The sequence below is a fragment of the Kitasatospora griseola genome (assembly GCF_014648555.1).
GTDB lineage: Bacteria > Actinomycetota > Actinomycetes > Streptomycetales > Streptomycetaceae > Kitasatospora > Kitasatospora griseola.
This window is the reverse complement of sequence record NZ_BMRI01000009.1, coordinates 14562-29832: the sequence shown is the minus strand read 5'-3', so window position 1 is coordinate 29832 and position 15271 is coordinate 14562. Positions and strand designations below refer to the sequence as shown.

Below are 15271 nucleotides of genomic sequence, written 5' to 3'. Positions count from 1 at the left end.
GCGACGGCGGCGGCGCCGAGCTCGGCCGCCGGGTCGGCGGCGATCACCCGGTCGAGCGGCGCCGGGCCGTTGCCGCGGTCGACCACCGAGGGCGCGCCGGGGTGGGCGCCCATCCACAGCTCGGCCTGCGGCTCACCGGTGGCGGGCCGGTCGAGCAGCTCGGGGATGGCGGTGGCCGACCCCCAGGCGTAGTCGCGGACGGTGTTGTCGAGCCGGTCCATCAAGTACTCCCGGATACGTGCGGACATGCGTGCGCTGCGGTGGCCAGTGCGCGAGGACCACCGACAATAGCTGACGCACCTGGCCGCCCGATGGTGCCAGTGATCACTCTCCTGGGCGCGCCAACCGGCATCGGACGGGTGTTCCGGAGAGGCTGGGACGGTAACCGGGGCCGATCGGTCCCGCCACCGACACCGACCAGGGGAGCAGCCGTGACCGCGTCACCGCCCGACGAGAGCGCCGAGGGCCGTGGGGCGGGTGCCGCGCCGCCCTTCCCCCCGCTGGCGGTCGACGTCTTCACCGGCCCGGAGAGCGCGTTCTTCGCCACCTCCAGCCTGATCATGGGCGAGCGCACGGCGATCCTGGTGGACGCCCAGCTGACCCGCAGCGCGGGCCGGGAACTCGCCGAGTGGATCGCCGGCAAGGGCCGCCAACTGCTGGCGATCGTGGTCACCCACCAGCACCCGGACCACTACTTCGGCGCGGACGAGGTGCTCCGGCTGTTCCCGGACGCCCAGCTGCTGGCCGCGCCGTCGGTGGTGGAGGGCATCCGGCAGACCGCGGCGGCGAAGGTGGCGCAGTGGAAGCCGGTGTACGGCGACGACATCCCCGACCGGCCGCGGCTGCCCGCCCCGCTGCTCCCGCAGCCGCTGATGATCGACGGTCAGCTGATCCGGGTGCTGCCGCTCGGCCAGGCCGACAGCGCGGGCTCCACCGTGGTGTACCTGCCGAGCATCCACACCGTGGTCGCGGGCGACTTCGTCTACAACGGCACCCACGTGTGGACGGCCGACACCGACCCGGCTGCCCGCGGCCAGTGGTCGCACAACCTGGGCCGGATCGCCGACCTGAGCGTGGACCGGGTGATCGCCGGACACCGCGCTCCCGGCATGGACGACGCCGCGCACCGCGTCCTGGGCTTCACCGCCGAGTACCTGCGCGACTTCGACGAGGCGCTGGCCGACCACCCGCGGGACGCCGAGGCCCTCGCCACCGCGGTGAACGAGCGCTACGGCGGCCTGACCCTGCCGGCCATCCTGGAGCTCGGCGCGGCGGCCAACGTCGGCCGCGCGGAGGTCCCGCAGGAGGACAACGGCATCATCGACGCGGAGATCGTCGACGAGCAGGAGGACGAGCAGGACGACGGGCCGGGCGACGAGCGGTGATACTGCCCGGATGACGCAGTACGACGCAGTGGTGGCCGCCGGTGGGGCGGGCCGGCGGCTCGGCGGCACGGACAAGCCGGCCCTGACGGTCGGCGGGCGGCCGCTGCTGGACCGGGTGCTGGCCGCCTGCGCGGGCGCCCACCGGATCCTGGTGGTCGGCCCGCGGCGGCCCACCGACCGCACCGGCGTGCACTGGCTGCGCGAGGACCCGCCGGGCGGCGGCCCACTGGCGGCGGTGGCCGCCGCGCTCCCCGAGGTGTCGTCGCCGCTGGTGCTGTTGCTCGCCGCGGACCTGCCGTTCCTCGACACCACCACGGTGACCCGACTGCTGGCCGCCGTCGGCGACGCGGACGGCGCCCTGCTGGTGGACGCCGTAGGCCGCGACCAGCCGCTGACCGCCGCCTACCGCACCACCGCACTGCGCGAGACCCTCACCTCGCTCGGCGACCCGGCCGGCCGCCCCCTGCGCGCCCTGACCGCCCCGCTGCACCTGGCCCGGGTCGCCGACCCGACGGGCGCGTCCTTCGACTGCGACACCCCGGACGAACTGGCGGCGGCCCGCCTGCGGGCGGCGGGGGAGCACTGAGCCACCGGTGTGTGGCGCTCCGGGTGGAAGCGGCCTGCGGCCCGCGGCTCGCGGGATCGGGCAGCATGGGCGTCATGGAGCGCACATTGGACGAGTGGATGGCCGCGGCGGCCGCCGAACTGGGGTTGGACCTGGCGGTGGACGTCCGGGGTTTGCTGGACATGACGCGGGTGGTGGCGCACGGCGTGGAGCGTCCGGCGGCGCCGTTGACGGCGTTCCTGGTCGGGTACGCGGCGGCGCGCAGCGGCGGCGGGGCGGCGGCGGTGGCCGAGGCGTCCGCGAAGGCGACGGCGCTGGCCGAGCGGTGGGCGGCCGAGGCGGACGGCCCGGCGGAGCGGTGAGCGGCGGGGCGGGCAGGGGGACGGTGGATCCGGTCGGCGCGGTGGCGGCGGCCGCGGCGGCGACGCTGCGCGGCTGCCCGTGGCCGGTGGCCCGGCGCACCGCGACGGCGGCGGCGCGCCCGCTGCCGGTGGAGCCGGTGCCGCCGGCGGCCGCGGTCGGGCGGACTCTCGCCGAGCCGCTGACCGCGCTCACCGACCTGCCCGCCTTCGACACCTCGGCGATGGACGGCTGGGCGGTGGCCGGGCCGGGCCCGTGGCGGCTGTCCGGCCGGGTGCTGGCGGGTCAGGGCCGGGTCCCGCTGGCGGACGGCGCGGCGGTGGAGATCGCCACCGGCGCCCAGCTGCCGTCCGGCGCCACCGGGGTGCTCCGTCGCGAGCGCGGCCGACTGGTCGAACTGCCGGACGGGGCGGTCCAGTTGCACGGCGTGGTCGGCCCGGGCCAGGACGTCCGGCCGCGTGGGCAGGAGTGCGGCCGGGGTGAGGAACTGCTGCCCGCCGGGCTGCCGGTGACTCCGGCGGTGCTCGGCCTGGCGGCTGCCGCCGGGCACGACCGGCTGGCCGTGCACCGCCGTCCGACCGTCGAACTGCTGCTGCTGGGCGACGAGTTGCTGACGTCGGGGCTTCCCGCGCCGGGCCGGGTGCGGGACGCGCTGGGCCCGCTGCTGCCGCCGTGGCTGGCCGCCGCCGGGGCGGAACTGCTCGGCAGCCGCTACGTCCGGGACGACTTCGGTCTGCTGCGGGACGCGATCCGGCACTCGCCCGCCGACCTGGTGCTGACCACGGGCGGCACCGCCGCCGGGCCGGTGGACTTCCTGCACGCCGCGTTGGAGGCCACCGGCGGGCGTCTGCTGGTGGACGGGGTGGCGGTGCGGCCCGGGCATCCGATGCTGCTGGCGGCGCTGCCGGGCGGTCGGCACCTGGTGGGCCTGCCGGGCAATCCGCTGGCGGCCGTCGCGGGCCTGGTGACGCTCGCGCTGCCGCTGCTGCACGCGCTGTCCGGGCGCGTCGCCCCTGCGGCCGGGCCGACCGAGGCGCTGGCCGCCGCGCTGCCCGGGCACCCGGTGGACACCCGGCTGCACCCCGTCCGGCGCACTCCCGCCGGGCTCGCCCCGCTGCCGCACGACGGCCCGGCGATGCTGCGCGGCCTGGCCCGGGCGGAGGCGCTGGCCGTGGTGCCGCCCGGCGGTCTGGCGGCGGGGGAGCGCGCCGAGGTGCTGCCGCTGCCCTGACCGGCCGGGCGGATGTTCCACGTGGAACCCGACCGCCGGACCGGGCCGACCGGGGCACTGCCCGGGCGGGTGTTCCACGTGGAACCGTCAGGTCACTGCGGGACGACGGGCGTGCCCGGCTTGATGACGATCAGCCGGTCGGTGAGCTGGAGCACCGCCGCCTCCGGTTCGGTGTAGTTGAGCACCCGGCGCCCGCGCACCACGGCCACCACCAGGTCGGGCAGCTCGCGCGGGCTCTGTCCGGCCTCGGCCTTGGTGACGGGGCGTTCCGTGACGTCCAGGCCGTTGCCGTAGGTGAGCAGGTCCTCCATCACGGCGCCCGCGTTGGGGCTGAGCATCGACATGCCGAGCAGGCGGCCGGCCGAACTGGAGGAGGTGACCACCACGTCGGCGCCGCTCTGCCGGAGCAGCGGGGCGTTCTCGTCCTCGCGGACGGCGGCGACCACGGTGGCGCCCCGGTTGAGCTGGCGGGCCGTCAGGGTGATCAGCGCGGCGGTGTCGTCGCGCTCGGGGGCGACCACCACCTGGGCGGCGCGCGGCAGTTCGGCGCGCATCAGGGTCGCGGTGCGGGTGGCGTCGCCGAGCACGCCGACCAGGCCGTCGTGGGTGGCCTGGTCGATGGCCCGGGGCTGCGGGTCGACCACCACGATGGAGTCCTTCGGAACGCCCTGTCCGAGCAGGGTGTCCACGGCGCTGCGGCCCTTGGTCCCGTAGCCGATGACGACGGTGTGGTCCCGCACGACATGCCTCCAGCGTTCGATCCGCCACTGCAGGCGGGTGCGTTCGGTGAGCACTTCGAGAGTCGTGCCGACCAGGATGATCAGGAAGACCACGCGCAGCGGCGTGATCACGAAGATGTTCACCAGCCGCGCACCGTCGCTCACCGGGGTGATGTCGCCGTAGCCGGTGGTGGAGAGGGTGACGGTCGCGTAGTACGCGGAGTCGAGGAAGCTGACCGAGCCGTTCGCGTTGTCGTTGTAGCCGTCACGGTCCAGGTACACGATCAGCGTGGTCGCCACCAGCACGCCCAGCGCCAGCAGCAGGCGGCGGCCGACCTGCCGCAGCGGCGGGCGGGTCCGGCGGGCGGGCAGCGAGATCCGGCGGGCGGGGTCGGTGTCTTCGGTGCCCTGGTCCCGGAAACGACTGAGCGTCAGACGGGACGGCCGGGCACCCGGGTCGTCGGGCGGATTGGAGTTCGACACAGGCACAAGGATGGGGGGTGGAGGCGTCGCCCACCGACCCCGGGGGCGGAGTGTCGTCAGCCTGTCCGGTCGGGGCCCCGGCCCTTGACGGACTGCCGGTGGACGGCGGGGGGACGGTGTGGCCCGAGGGCGGGGGCGTAGCGTGGCGGCCATGCGAGCCATCACGATTCCCGAGCCCGGCGGTCCCGAACAGCTGGTCTGGGCCGAGGTGCCCGATCCCGTTCCGGCGGCCGGCGAAGTGCTGGTCGAGGTCGCCGCCACCGCGGTCAACCGCGCCGATCTGCTGCAGCGTCAGGGCTTCTACGATCCGCCGCCGGGCAGTTCGCCCTACCCGGGGCTGGAGTGCGCGGGCCGGATCTCCGCGCTCGGCCCCGGTGTGGCCGGCTGGGCGGTCGGCGACGAGGTGTGCGCGCTGCTGGCCGGCGGCGGCTACGCCCAGCAGGTCGCCGTCCCGGTCGGTCAACTTCTGCCGGTGCCCAAGGGGTTGACGCCCGCGCAGGCTGCGGCGCTGCCCGAGGTGGCCTGCACGGTGTGGTCGAACGTCTTCCAGGTCGCGCACCTGCGCCCCGGCGAGACGGTGCTGCTGCACGGCGGCGCCAGCGGCATCGGCACCATGGCGATCCAGCTGGCCAAGGCGGTCGGGGCCCGGGTGGCGGTCACCGCCGGCAGCCCGGAGAAGCTCGCCCGGTGCGCCGAACTCGGCGCGGACGTGCTGATCGACTACCGCCGGCAGGACTTCGTCGCGGAGCTCGCCGAGCTCGGCGGGGCCGACGTCATCCTCGACATCATGGGCGCCAAGTACCTGGAGCGGAACGTGGACGCCCTCGCGGTCAACGGCCGCCTGGTGGTGATCGGCATGCAGGGCGGCGTCAAGGCCGAGCTCAACCTGGCCACCCTGCTGGCCAAGCGGGCCGCGGTGATCGCCACCAACCTGCGCGGTCGTCCGCTGGCCGAGAAGGCGGCGATCGTGGCCGCGGTGCGCGAGCACGTCTGGCCGCTGGTCGAGGCGGGTGTGGTCCGGCCCGTGGTGGACCGGGTCCTGCCGATCGCCGACGCCGCCGAGGCGCACCGCGTGGTCGAGGCGGGCGCCCAGGTCGGAAAGGTCGTCCTGGAGGTGTGAGCAAGGGCCGCGGGGCGGCGGAAATGCCCGGAATGTCCCGGTGTGTGAGGCTGGATCCAAGCTGTTCCGCCTCCGCCCGCACCTCGCTGCGGGCGACCGTCGGGAGGACCTGCTTTCCATGCTCGCTCGCCGCCGCCCCGTGCCCCCGGCCCCGCGCCGCACCCCCACCGCCCGCCCCGGCGCGCTGCTCCGCAGGGCCGCGCTGACCGGCCTGGCGCTGCCGCTGCTGCTGGCCGCCCCCGTCTTCGCCGCCGATCCGACGGCCGACTTCCGACAGCAGACCCAGGCGCGCCTGGACGCCGCCCGACAGCAGGCGCAGGCCGAGTTCGACGCCGAGGTCGGATCGGCCGCGGAGCAGCTCGCGCAGGCCGCGGCGGCGGGGCGGTCCCTGCAGCCGACGGCGCCGGCCGACGGCGCGATATCCGGGACGGCCCAGGCCGTCCCCGCGCCCGTCCCCGTCCCGGTGCCCGCCGCCCCGAGCTCCACCCGGACGACCGGCTCCCCGAGCCCGACCCCCGCCCCCGCCGGACCGGCCGTGCCGTCCCGCACGCCGATGCCCGTCGCCACGCCGTCCGCTCCGCCGAGCGTCGCCGCCGTGTCCGCCACGCCTGTCGTGGCCGCCGGGCCTCCCGCAGCCGTCGAGCCGCCCGCCCCGGCCGAGCCGTCGCCGTCCGCAGGACGCCCGGCCGAGCTGCCCGCCGAGCCCCCGGCGCCCCCGAGCGCGGAACCGACCCCGTCGAGCGCCCCGGCCCCGGCGCCGGCCCGGCCCGGGTGGGCGCACCACCACCAGCGGCCGGCGGTGCCGCCGACGCCGACCCCGACCCCGGCGCAGCCCGAGCCGCCGACGGCCGCGACGGACGGGGCCGGCGGGCAGCAGCCGGCGCCCGGACCGGGGGCAACTGAGGCAGCGGGGACACCGGGGACGACCGGCGGGGTGGAGGGGACCGGGGGGAGCGACGAGGACGCGGCCGACCCCGCGACGGGCGGCGGCGCGGACGACGCGGTGGTCGCGGGCGGGGCCCCACTGGCCGGCCCGGTGGTGCCGGCGGGGCCGCTGCACCTGGGCGACCAGTCCGCGCGACAGCTGCCGCTGGGCGTCGGACTGGGCATGATCGGACTGGGCCTCGGCCTGGTCGGCATGAAGCTGCGCCGGCGGTGAGACCGTGCGACGCGGGCGCCCGCCGGGTGGGACGATCCCGGGACCAGGTTCGTTGACCTCCGCGGTGGACGAAGCATATGAAGGAGCTATGACCAACCCGATGAACGAGCGGTCGCAGCAAGAGCCTTACCAGGCGTCGAGCGGGAAGTCCGAGGACAGTCCGAAGGTGCTGATCGTCGGACCGGACGGCATGGCGGTGGGCACCGCCCCGGCCGGCGGGCTCGGCCGGGGCGGCGAGGAGGACGAGCCGCGTGAACTGCCGGTGACCGAGATGGTCGAACAGCCGGCCAAGGTGATGCGGATCGGCAGCATGATCAAGCAGCTGCTGGAGGAAGTGCGGGCGGCGCCTCTGGACGAGGCGAGCCGGGCCCGGCTGAAGGACATCCACGCCAGCTCGATCAAGGAGCTGGAGCTGGGTCTGGCGCCCGAGCTGGTCGAGGAGTTGGAGCGGCTGTCGCTGCCGTTCGCCGACGACACCATCCCCACCGAGGCCGAACTGCGCATCGCGCAGGCGCAGTTGGTGGGTTGGCTGGAGGGCCTGTTCCACGGCATCCAGACCGCGCTGTTCGCCCAGCAGATGGCGGCGCGGGCGCAGCTGGAGCAGATGCGGCGGGCGCTGCCGCCCGGACTGCACGGCGCGGAGGGGGACTTGGAGGAGCCGGGTCCGGGCCGCGGTCTGCGTTCCGGCCCGTACCTGTAGTCGGCCTCGGGGGCCGCGCTGCGGCGCGGCCCCGAACCGCTACCCTGGCCCCAGTCCGGAAGTACCGCGTGCCGAGGGGGAGCTGGGACCATGACAGAGGGCACCACCGAGGGCCACTCGCTCGGCCACGGCAGGTACGTGCTGCAGCGGCTGCTCGGGCAGGGCGGCATGGCGGCCGTCCACCTCGCGTACGACACGGTGCTGGACCGTCAGGTCGCGGTGAAGACGCTGCACACCGAACTGGGCCGGGAGGCCTCGTTCAAGGAGCGGTTCCGGCGCGAGGCGCAGGCGGTGGCCCGGCTCCAGCACACCAACATCGTCTCGGTGTTCGACTCCGGTGAGGACGTCGGGCCGGACGGGACGGCGACGCCGTACATCGTCATGGAGTTCGTCGAGGGCCGTTCGCTGAAGGACGTGCTGGACGAGCAGGTGACCACTCGCGGCGCGATGCCGACCGAGCAGGCGCTGAAGATCACCGCGGCGGTGCTGTCGGCGCTGGAGGCCTCGCACGACCAGGGGCTGGTGCACCGCGACATCAAGCCGGCGAACGTGATGGTGTCCACCAAGGGCGTCGTCAAGGTGATGGACTTCGGCATCGCCCGGGCCCTGCAGTCCGGGGTGACGTCGATGACGCAGACCGGCATGGTGGTCGGCACCCCGCAGTACCTGTCGCCGGAGCAGGCGCTCGGCAAGAGCGTCGACGCCCGGTCCGACCTGTACTCGGTGGGCTGCATGCTGTTCGAACTGCTCAGCGGGCAGCTGCCGTTCGACGGCGACTCGGCGTTCTCGATCGCGTACAAGCACGTGCAGGAGACCCCGCCGGCGCCGTCCACGCTGAACGGCGCGGTCACGCCTACGGTGGACGCGCTGGTCGCGCAGGCGCTGCGCAAGGACCCGGCGCACCGGTTCCCGACGGCGGAGGCGATGCGCGAGGAGGTGGAGCGGGTCGCGGCGGGCGAACAGGGCAACACGCCGCTGCAGGCGTCCACCCCGCTGGTGATCGGCGAGGGGCCGCGCTCGGTGCACGCCGCGCCGTCGCTGACCAACTTCCCGCCGGTGGGCGGCGCCACCCCGCCGCCGCAGCCGTACCGGCCGGCGCCCGGGCCGCAGACCCCGCCGCCGTACGCGCAGACCCCGGCGCCGTTCCCGCAGGCGCCGCCGCAGTTCGCGAAGCCGCCGCAGACGCCGCAGCCGTTCCCGCAGCCGCAGTTCCAGCAGGGCTTCCCGCAGGGCACCCCGCAGCCGTTCCCGCAGCAGCCGATGCCCGGCCCGCCGATGCCCGGCCCGATGCCCGGCCCGATGACGGGGCCGATGCCGATGGCGTACCCGCCGCCGGCGAACAACAGCAACGGCTGTTCGACCGCACTGATCGTGGTCGGTGTGATCGTCGGCGTGATCGTACTTGCGATCATCATCGTGGCAATTGCGGTGGCCGGTTCGACCACGGGCACGTCCACGTACTGAGCCCAGACCCGCTCCGTGCCCGAACTCGGCCTCGGAGCAGGCTCGCAGAGCCCGATGTGAGCCCCGCGCACGCCGTCCCGTGCCACGTCGGCGGGCGCGAGACGGTAGCGTGCTGAGGACGGAACCGACAGGGCGAACGCGCGCCGAGCGAGTGCCCGGGGCGAGGAGCGATGGGTCAGAGCGAACGACCGGACGACGGCCGGGCGGACCAGCGGGACGAGGACGACGGCCGGACCGACGAGGTCACCGGACCGACCGAGGTGCTCCCGGTCGGGGCGGCAACTCCGGGTCGGGGCAGCGCGGTTCCCTTCCCCACCGTCGGGGACGGCCGCTACCGGCTGACCGGGCGGCTGGGCCGCGGCGGCATGGCCGAGGTGTTCGCCGCCCAGGACCTCCGGCTGGGCCGCACCGTGGCGGTCAAGCTGCTGCGCTCCGAACTCGCCGAGGACGACACCGCCCGGCTGCGCTTCACCCGCGAGGCACACTCGGTCGCCGCGCTCAACCACCACTCGATCGTGGCGGTCTACGACACCGGCGAGGAGCAGCAGGGCGGGGAGTCCACCCCGTACATCGTGATGGAGCTCGTCGAGGGCCGGACGGTGCGCGAGCTGCTGGTGGACGAGGAGGCGCCGCCGGTCGACCAGGCGCTGATCATCACCGCCGGCGTGCTGGAGGCACTGGCCTACAGCCACCAGCACGGGATCGTGCACCGGGACATCAAGCCCGCCAACGTCATCATCACCAACGGCGGCGCGGTCAAGGTGATGGACTTCGGCATCGCCCGGGCGCTGACCGGCGCGGCCACCACCATGACGCAGACCGGCATGGTGATGGGTACCCCGCAGTACCTGTCGCCGGAGCAGGCCCTCGGCAAGGCCGTCGACCACCGCTCCGACCTGTACGCGGCCGGCTGCATGCTCTACGAACTGCTCACCCTGCGGCCGCCGTTCGTCGGCGAGACCCCGCTGGCGGTGGTGTACCAGCACGTCCAGGACGCGCCGGTGCCGCCGTCCCGGGTGAACGACCGGGTGCCGCCGCAGTTGGACGCGCTGGTGCTGCGGGCGCTGGAGAAGAACCCGGACGACCGGTTCCAGAGCGCCGACGAGTTCCGGGCGCACGTCCAGCACGCGCTGCGCCAGCTGCACGGTGCGGCCGGCGCGGGCCTGGCGGCGGGCGCCGCGGCCGGCGGCTGGGACCACCCGGCGATCGGCGCCGCGGCGACCACCGAGCCGCTCGACATGGTCGGCGACGACGCCGCCCGGACCGAGGCCCTGCCGTACCCGATGGCCTCGGCGTACCAGACGCCCGCGCGCCCCTACCCGGGCGTCGGCGGCGGCAACGGCGGTGGCAGCGGCGGCGGCGACGGCGAGGACCCGCAGGAGCGGCCGCGCCGCAATCCCTGGGGCTGGGTGCTGGGCGCGGTGGCCCTGGTGCTGGCCGCCACCGTCGGGGTGGCGCTGGCGCTGACCGCCAACCAGGACAACACGCACAAGACGCCGGCCACCAACACGCCGGTCCACTCCAGTGGCAGCCCGTCCGTCGACGAGCAGACGGAGCGGCCCACCAGCGCCCCGCCGACCCGCAGCCAGGGCACCGGCCACCAGCAGGAGACGCCGAGCTGGTCGCCGTCGCCGAGCGCCTCCGCCTCGGCCAGCGCGTCGGCGTCCGCCTCGGCCAGCCCCTCGCACTCGGCGAAGCCCTCGGCCCCGGCCAGCCCGACCGGCGACAAGACCACGCCGTCGGCCGGCCCGAGCTCGGGCACCACGTCCAAGCCGACGCCCAGCAACGGGACGGTGCAGCTGCCGGCGGTCGGCACCGGCTGACGGCGGCTGCGGGCAGGTCAGTTGGCGAACGCGTCCATGACCTGCTCGTAGTCCTGGCACCACCAGGTGAGCTGCCCGGCGGAGGCCGCGAACAGCGGGTCGGCCCGGTGGTCGCGGCGCTGGTAGTGCCACTGCAGCATCCACAGGTCGTTCAGCCGCTCCCACCACACCCGGTGCACCGCGGCGGCGACCTGTTCGGCGTTCGCGGCGCCGGTGGCCCGGTAGGCGCGGGCCCAGTGCCGGACCCGGACCAGGTCGAGGACGCCGGTGGCGCGGTCGTTGAACAGCAGCGTGGCGGCCCGCACCGCCTCCTCGGCGACCGGGTGCGGGGCGAGCTTGTCCCAGTCCAGGACGGCGCTGACGGCATCGCCCCGGTAGAGCACGTTCAGGCTGTGGAAGTCGCCGTGCGTCCAGCCGGTGGGCGGTGCGTCGGCCGGGCCGGGGCGGCGGTGGCGGTGCGCGGCGAGCAGTTCCAGCCGTTCGGTCAGGCGCTGCTCGGCGAGCCGGTCGAACGGCCCGTAGGGGCGGTGCGCCCGGGCCAGCTCGCGCAGCTCCAGGACGAGCCGCTCGGTCTCCTCGACCTCGGCGCTGAGCACCGCGTCCGGCTGCCGCAGCGGGGCGCAGACTTCGCGGAGTGCGCCGTGCAGTGCTCCCAGCAGGCTGCCGAGTTCGCCGCACCGGACGGGGTCGAGCTCGGTGCCGTGCCGGTGGTTGCCGGGCACCCACGGGTAGAGCGCGAACAGCCGGCCGCCGTACGCGGTGACCGTCCGGCCGTCCCGGTTGGCGAGCGGCGGCGGCACCGGCAGGCCGCGGGCGGCCAGCGCGGCGGTGGCGCGGTGCTGGCCGAGAATCGCCGGCCGGTTGGCGGTGGCCCGGTCGACGTAGCACTTCAGGAAGTACGCGGCGCCGTCGGCGGTGGCGATCCGGTAGCCGCGGTTGAGCAGTCCTTCGGCCACCGGCACCACCGCGCCGGGCGGCGCGGTGCGGTAGGAACGCAGGACTCCGGCCACGGCGGCGTGCGCGACCGGGGGGCTGAGAGTGCCGATGGGGGGAGCAGTGGCGTCCGGGCGGGCCGGCGCGAGGGAGATGGTCTGACCGTACGTCACGGAGCAGAGCGTATTACTCGGCGTGATAGCGACTTGACACAGCGTGTTCGATGTGATCTCAGTGCTGCTGGTCCGCCTGACGGCGCGCCACGTACGCGGCGACCTGGGTGCGGCGCTCCATGCCCATCTTGGCCAGCAGGCTGCTGACGTAGTTTTTTACGGTTTTCTCGGCCAGGTGCAGCTCATTGCCGATCTGCCGATTCGTCATCCCCTCGCCGATCAGATCGAGGATGCGGCGCTCCTGTTTCGTCAACTGCGCGATTCGCTCGTCCTCCTTCTCGCCGCCCTCGCGCAGCCGGGCCAGCACCCGGCTGGTGGCGACCGGGTCGAGCAGGGATTTGCCGGCCGCGACGTCGCGCACCGCGGACAGCAGGTCGGTGCCGCGGATCGCTTTCAGGACATATCCGGAGGCGCCCGCCATGATCGAGTCGAACAGCGCCTCGTCGTCGGAGAAGGAGGTGAGCATCAGGCATTTCACCGACGGGTACCGGGAGCGGATCTCCCGGCAGACCTCGACCCCGTTCCCGTCGGGAAGTCGGACGTCCAGGACCGCCACGTCGGGGTGGACCACCGGAATCCGGTTGAGCGCCTCGGCGGCCGTGCCGGCCTCGCCGACCACCTCGATGTCGCCCTCCGTGGCGAGCAGGTCGTGCACGCCCCGTCGGACCACTTCGTGATCATCGAGGAGAAACACCCGGATATGTCCGTTATCTGTCATTTGCAAAGCCTCGCACAAATCGATGGGCGTTACCCCCTTTCGCAGCGGCCGCTGCCCGGATACCGTGCGCTGGTGTCCTGACCGGAAGGTAAGCCGCGTCACACCGTCGGTTTCCCGTACCGGAGAACAACTAGGACGTCCTAGCGCAAGAGCGCCAAGGGGTGCCGCTGGGTAACGTTCTCGTGAGGGACGCCGTCGGAAAGGGAACACCGCCCACCCGCACTGGCGCGCACACCCACGCGCGCGAGCCGGGAGGGCGACCGGACCGGCCACCGGCGACCCCGGGCGGCCGGACAGACCGAGGGAGTGAACGTGACCGTCAAAAGCACGGCGAGGGCGCGCAAGAAGGCCGCCCCCGGCGTCCCTGACAAAACCAGTGCCGGCTCCGCCGCACCGGAGCTCGTCCAGCTGCTCACACCGGAGGGCGACCGGGTCGAGCACCCGGACTACCCGCTCACCGTGACACCCGAGGAGCTGCGGGCGCTCTACCGGGACCTGGTACTGGTGCGGCGTTTCGACGCCGAGGCCACCTCACTGCAGCGGCAGGGCGAGCTCGGCCTGTGGGCCTCGCTGCTGGGCCAGGAGGCGGCGCAGGTCGGCTCCGGCCGGGCGATGCGCCCCGGCGACTACGCCTTCCCCACCTACCGTGAGCACGGCGTGGCCTGGTGCCGCGACGTCGACCCGCTGAACCTGCTCGGCATGTTCCGCGGCGTGAACAACGGCGGCTGGGACCCGAACGAGAAGAACTTCCACCTCTACACCATCGTGATCGGCGCGCAGACCCTGCACGCCACCGGCTACGCGATGGGCATCACCAAGGACGGCGCGGACGACGCGGTGATCGCCTACTTCGGCGACGGTGCCTCCAGCCAGGGCGACGTCAACGAGGCCTTCACCTTCGCCTCGGTCTACAACTCGCCGGTGGTGTTCTTCTGCCAGAACAACCAGTGGGCGATCTCCGAGCCCACCACGGTCCAGACCCGCATCCCGCTGTACCGCCGCGCCTCCGGCTTCGGCTTCCCCGGCGTCCGGGTCGACGGCAACGACGTGCTGGCCTGCCTCGCGGTCACCCGCTGGGCGCTGGACCACGCCCGCACCGGCCAGGGCCCGGTGCTGGTCGAGGCGTTCACCTACCGGATGGGCGCGCACACCACCTCCGACGACCCGACCCGCTACCGGCAGAACGAGGAGACCGAGGCCTGGAAGGCCAAGGACCCGATCCTGCGGCTGAAGGCCCACCTGGAGAAGGAGGGCCTCGCAGACGAGGCGTTCTTCGCCGAGGTCGAGGCCGAGAGCGAGAAGCTGGGCCTGCGCGTCCGTGAGGGCGTCCGCTCGATGCCCGACCCGGACCCGACCCTGATCTTCGACCACGTCTACACCGAGCAGCACCCGCTGGTGGACGAGGAACGCGCCGAGTACGAGGCGTACGCCGCCTCCTTCGAGGGTGGGGAGCACCACTGATGGCCGGTCAGCTCAGCATTGCCAAGGCGCTCAACGACGCGCTCCGCAAGTCGCTGGAGAGCGACCCGAAGACCGTCCTGATGGGCGAGGACATCGGCAAGCTCGGCGGCGTCTTCCGGATCACCGACGGCCTGCAGAAGGACTTCGGCGACGACCGGGTGATCGACACCCCGCTCGCCGAGTCCGGCATCGTGGGCACCGCCATCGGCCTCGCGCTGCGCGGCTACCGCCCGGTGGTGGAGATCCAGTTCGACGGCTTCGTGTACCCGGCCTTCGACCAGATCGTCTCCCAGCTCGCCAAGATGCACGCCCGCGCGCTCGGCCACGTCAAGATGCCGGTCACCGTCCGCATCCCGTTCGGCGGCGGCATCGGCGCGGTGGAGCACCACAGCGAGTCGCACGAGGCGTACTTCGCGCACACCGCCGGTCTGCGGGTGGTCAGCCCGTCCAACGCGCACGACGCGCACTGGATGCTGCGCCAGGCCATCGAGTCGGACGACCCGGTGGTCTTCCTGGAGCCCAAGCGCCGCTACTGGGACAAGGGCGAGGTCGGCGAGGACCCGATGCTGCCGCTGCACTCGGCGCGCATCGTCCGGCCCGGCACCGACGCCACGCTGATCGCGTACGGGCCGATGGTCAAGGTCTGCCAGGAGGCGGCGAAGGCCGCCGAGGAGGACGGCCGCCAGCTGGAGGTGGTCGACCTGCGCTCGCTGTCGCCGATCGACTTCCCCACCCTGGAGGAGTCCCTCAAGCGCACCGGCCGCGGCATCGTGGTCCACGAGGCCCCGGTCTTCCTCGGCCTGGGCGCGGAGCTCGCCGCCCGGCTCACCGAGCGCTGCTTCTACCACCTGGAGGCGCCGATCCTGCGGGTCGGCGGCTACCACGCCCCGTACCCGCCGTCGCGGGTCGAGGAGACCTACCTGCCCGATCTCGACCGTGTGCTCGACGCCGTCGACCGCGCGCTCGCGTACTGAACC

12 protein-coding genes and 2 pseudogenes are annotated in these 15271 nt (G+C 74.3%); 10 read left to right on the top strand and 4 right to left on the bottom strand.

What is annotated here, in order from left to right; translation table 11 throughout:
- Nucleotides 1–221 (bottom strand): type I phosphomannose isomerase catalytic subunit (locus tag IEZ12_RS38360; protein ID WP_373295480.1); only part of this gene is annotated, 221 nt, incomplete at its 3' end.
- Nucleotides 222–431: 210 nt separating this feature from the next.
- On the opposite strand from IEZ12_RS38360, the gene IEZ12_RS13815 reads away from it, so the two are divergent.
- The 3 genes and pseudogenes from IEZ12_RS13815 to IEZ12_RS13800 all read left to right on the top strand — a co-directional run bounded on the left by IEZ12_RS13815 (nucleotide 432) and on the right by IEZ12_RS13800 (nucleotide 3541).
- On the top strand, nucleotides 432–1385 hold the full coding sequence (locus IEZ12_RS13815; protein WP_189272326.1) for an MBL fold metallo-hydrolase: 954 nt from the start codon (nucleotides 432–434) through the stop codon (nucleotides 1383–1385).
- A 10-nt stretch (nucleotides 1386–1395) separates the two neighbouring features.
- Nucleotides 1396–2312: pseudogene (locus tag IEZ12_RS38355) on the top strand (NTP transferase domain-containing protein).
- A complete protein-coding gene (locus tag IEZ12_RS13800) occupies nucleotides 2309–3541 on the top strand; it encodes a molybdopterin molybdotransferase MoeA (protein ID WP_373295472.1) in 1233 nt (410 codons plus the stop codon). Before IEZ12_RS38355 ends, IEZ12_RS13800 begins: the two are co-directional and overlap by 4 nt.
- Nucleotides 3542–3633: 92 nt before the next feature.
- Here the strand turns inward: IEZ12_RS13800 and IEZ12_RS13795 are convergent, their stop codons facing one another.
- Complete coding sequence (locus tag IEZ12_RS13795; RefSeq protein ID WP_189272323.1) at nucleotides 3634–4743, bottom strand: potassium channel family protein; 1110 nt, start codon at nucleotides 4741–4743, stop codon at nucleotides 3634–3636.
- A gap of 151 nt (nucleotides 4744–4894) precedes the next feature.
- Between IEZ12_RS13795 and IEZ12_RS13790 the strand changes: the two genes are divergently transcribed.
- From IEZ12_RS13790 to IEZ12_RS13770, 5 genes and pseudogenes are all read left to right on the top strand, one after another.
- Nucleotides 4895–5863, top strand: coding sequence for an NAD(P)H-quinone oxidoreductase (locus tag IEZ12_RS13790; RefSeq protein ID WP_100590257.1), 969 nt, complete (start codon nucleotides 4895–4897; stop codon nucleotides 5861–5863).
- 118 nt (nucleotides 5864–5981) lie between these two features.
- Entirely contained in the window at nucleotides 5982–7022 is a 1041-nt protein-coding gene (locus tag IEZ12_RS13785; RefSeq protein WP_189272322.1) for a hypothetical protein, read from the top strand.
- 88 nt (nucleotides 7023–7110) lie between these two features.
- The gene (locus IEZ12_RS13780; RefSeq protein ID WP_100590251.1) at nucleotides 7111–7722 is read left to right on the top strand and encodes a bacterial proteasome activator family protein; all 612 of its coding nucleotides are present in this window, start codon (nucleotides 7111–7113) and stop codon (nucleotides 7720–7722) included.
- A gap of 90 nt (nucleotides 7723–7812) precedes the next feature.
- Nucleotides 7813–9141: pseudogene (locus IEZ12_RS13775) on the top strand (protein kinase domain-containing protein); the annotation flags it as partial.
- Nucleotides 9142–9356: 215 nt separating this feature from the next.
- Nucleotides 9357–11009, top strand: coding sequence for a protein kinase domain-containing protein (locus IEZ12_RS13770; protein ID WP_189272320.1), 1653 nt, complete (start codon nucleotides 9357–9359; stop codon nucleotides 11007–11009).
- A 17-nt stretch (nucleotides 11010–11026) separates the two neighbouring features.
- Here IEZ12_RS13770 and IEZ12_RS13765 read toward each other — a convergent pair whose 3' ends face one another.
- Both IEZ12_RS13765 and IEZ12_RS13760 read right to left on the bottom strand, forming a co-directional pair.
- Complete coding sequence (locus IEZ12_RS13765; RefSeq protein ID WP_189272319.1) at nucleotides 11027–12115, bottom strand: phosphotransferase enzyme family protein; 1089 nt, start codon at nucleotides 12113–12115, stop codon at nucleotides 11027–11029.
- A 58-nt stretch (nucleotides 12116–12173) separates the two neighbouring features.
- On the bottom strand, nucleotides 12174–12833 hold the full coding sequence (locus tag IEZ12_RS13760) for a response regulator (protein ID WP_100590255.1): 660 nt from the start codon (nucleotides 12831–12833) through the stop codon (nucleotides 12174–12176).
- A gap of 312 nt (nucleotides 12834–13145) precedes the next feature.
- Between IEZ12_RS13760 and pdhA the strand changes: the two genes are divergently transcribed.
- Together pdhA and IEZ12_RS13750 are read left to right on the top strand one after the other, a co-directional pair.
- Entirely contained in the window at nucleotides 13146–14294 is a 1149-nt protein-coding gene (gene pdhA, locus IEZ12_RS13755) for a pyruvate dehydrogenase (acetyl-transferring) E1 component subunit alpha (protein ID WP_043915326.1), read from the top strand.
- Nucleotides 14294–15268 carry an alpha-ketoacid dehydrogenase subunit beta gene (locus IEZ12_RS13750; protein ID WP_043915325.1) on the top strand — a complete coding sequence of 325 codons (975 nt, stop codon included), beginning with the start codon at nucleotides 14294–14296 and terminating at the stop codon, nucleotides 15266–15268. The genes pdhA and IEZ12_RS13750 overlap by 1 nt, the downstream gene beginning before the upstream one ends.
- The last annotated feature ends 3 nt before the right edge of the window (nucleotides 15269–15271 follow it).